This is a genomic window from Synechococcus sp. WC101, from assembly GCF_047461555.1.
Lineage (GTDB): Bacteria > Cyanobacteriota > Cyanobacteriia > Thermostichales > Thermostichaceae > Thermostichus.
On sequence record NZ_JANSHG010000261.1, the window covers coordinates 1 to 2,121 of the forward strand.

The window sequence follows — 2,121 nt, forward strand, 5'->3', positions numbered from 1 at the left end:
GATCCAAAGGAGAAGGGGTGCCTCCCCGCTGCAGATGGCCCAAAACCATCACCCGCGTCTCGATGCCGGTGCGCAGCGCGATCTCGTTGCCGATGTAATAGCCAATACCGCCGTAGAGAGACTGCCCCAGGCTGTTGGTGTAGGTCACCGGCTCTCCCGACTCGGTGCGAACAGCCTCCGCCACCACCACAATGCTGAAATTGTTGCCCCGCTCTTTGCGGTCGAGGATTCTTTTGCAGACGTTTTCCAGCTTGTAGGGGATCTCCGGGATCAGGATCACATGCGCCCCCCCGGCGATGCCAGCGCTGAGGGCAATGTGACCGGCATCCCGCCCCATCACCTCCATGACCATGACGCGGCTGTGGCTGATGGCCGTGTAGGTGAGCTGATCCAGAGCCTGCACCGCCACGCTCAGAGCCGTATTGAATCCCACGGAATACTCGGTGGCGCCGACATCGTTGTCGATGGTCTTAGGGATCCCGACAAAGTTCCAATCCCCCTGCAAAGCTAGCTGCCGGAGAATGGCCAGGCTGCCATCTCCCCCCACCCCAATGAGCGCATCCAACCCCAGCCGGTGGTAACCCGTGATCACCTCTGCCGAGCGATCCACCAAGCTGCCATCGGGCATGGGATAGGCGAAGGGGTTGCCCCTGTTCACCGTACCCAGAATGGTGCCGCCATAGCGCAAAATGCCCGAAACCCGCTTCACGTCCAGCAGCTCCGCTTCCACCGGTCGCGCCATCAGACCTGCGGTCGCGTTTTTGATGCCGTAAACCTCCATGTCATAGTCGCGGGCCCGCCGCACCACCGCCCGGATGACGGCGTTGAGGCCGCCACAATCGCCACCGCTGGTGAGGATCCCAATTCGCTTCCGTTTCGGCATGGTGCTCTAGGATGAACAGTTTGAACAAAAAATTAAGAACTTCTTCGCTCCGCAGTTTCGAGCCGACTAGACTCTACTCCTGCAAGTGGCTTACAGCGGGCCCTGGGCCCTAGCAAGCTGTAGCCATGGGGCGCTTGACCAACCGCAGAGAAGGGAAGGCGACGGCTGGATTGATTATGTCCAGCCCTTGGGACCAAGATGCCTAGCAGAGTTTGCAGTGGGCGAGCGGCTCCGCAGACAAGACCAATTGTTCAGCATCCTTCACAACAAAGAATTAAGAAATATTGCTTGGCAAAGCTAAGTTTGGAGCAGTTTCCGCTATCTCTGAGGATAGATCTTGTAGGCAAGACTTGGGGGGAACAACTTGCCAAAAAACCAAAATTATTTGTTAAGCAACTTTGATCAAAACCCATTCAGGCCAATAAGGGTAGAGATGATGGAGATATAAGGATCGGGTCTGAGTTGGGAGAAGCATTATGACTCAAACCATTGCCCAATGTGGGCTGCGGGGGGCCTCAGAGCTGCTCAGCCGTTACCGGCAAGGAGAGCGTCACTTTCCCCAATCTTGTCTGGAGTACGCCTTCTTGCGGGGGGTCGATCTGCGCCGGGCCGACCTGCGCGGGTCTGACTTGCATGGGGCCAACCTGCGCTATGCCAACCTGCGCGGCAGCAATCTGGCCAATGCCGACTTGCGCTGTGCCGATCTGCGCTATGCCGACCTGGAGGGAGCCTGTTTGGAGGGAGCCAATTTAAGCGGAGCCCAGTACAACCACAACACCTGCTTCCCCGCCGGTTTCGATCCGGTAACGGCAGGGATGCAACGGTTCGAGTTTTAGTCAAGCTTTCAATCAAGGCGGGTGCTGCCTTGCAGCCGCAGCAAGCTCTCTAAAAAAATCGGGATCCCCAGGCGGGGATCCCAGGCTGTTTATCGGGTTAGCTAGGGCTGCGTCCGGAAGCTCTTCACCTCCAAGACCGGCCCCACCTGAGCCACCGTCACCATATCTTCTTTGAGCTGTCCCTGGATGGTGACTTCCAACCCCTCTTGTAAGAGCTCTTTGGGGGCGCGGAAGAGGGCGTAGTGCTGGCCGGAAGGGAGCGTCAGCACCCACACCCCCCCTTCGATATCCAGGAACTCGATGGTACCGCTGTATTCTTGCATCACTTCCTCAGCGCTAAACCGGTGCTGCTGGGCTGGGAATCCAGGATGGCTTGCGCCCCCAAATAGGCCAGGCCCAGGC

At 58.2% G+C, this 2,121-nt stretch carries 3 protein-coding genes; 1 reads left to right on the forward strand and 2 read right to left on the reverse strand.

Annotated features, from left to right (window positions below):
• Positions 1-883, reverse strand: an 883-nt coding sequence (locus NW809_RS12200) for an ATP-dependent 6-phosphofructokinase (protein WP_414402260.1), incomplete at its 3' end; no start/stop codon positions are given.
• A gap of 476 nt (positions 884-1,359) precedes the next feature.
• On the opposite strand from NW809_RS12200, the gene NW809_RS12205 reads away from it, so the two are divergent.
• On the forward strand, positions 1,360-1,719 hold the full coding sequence (locus NW809_RS12205; protein WP_011431201.1) for a pentapeptide repeat-containing protein: 360 nt from the start codon (positions 1,360-1,362) through the stop codon (positions 1,717-1,719).
• Positions 1,720-1,820: 101 nt separating this feature from the next.
• Here the strand turns inward: NW809_RS12205 and NW809_RS12210 are convergent.
• Positions 1,821-2,121, reverse strand: a 301-nt coding sequence (locus tag NW809_RS12210; protein WP_414402261.1) for a hypothetical protein, incomplete at its 5' end; no start/stop codon positions are given.

Bases quoted from the DNA above. Each gene is read 5' to 3' on its own strand.
- NW809_RS12205 (WP_011431201.1), top strand. From the start codon at position 1,360: ATGACTCAAACCATTGCCCAATGTGGGCTGCGGGGGGCCTCAGAGCTG.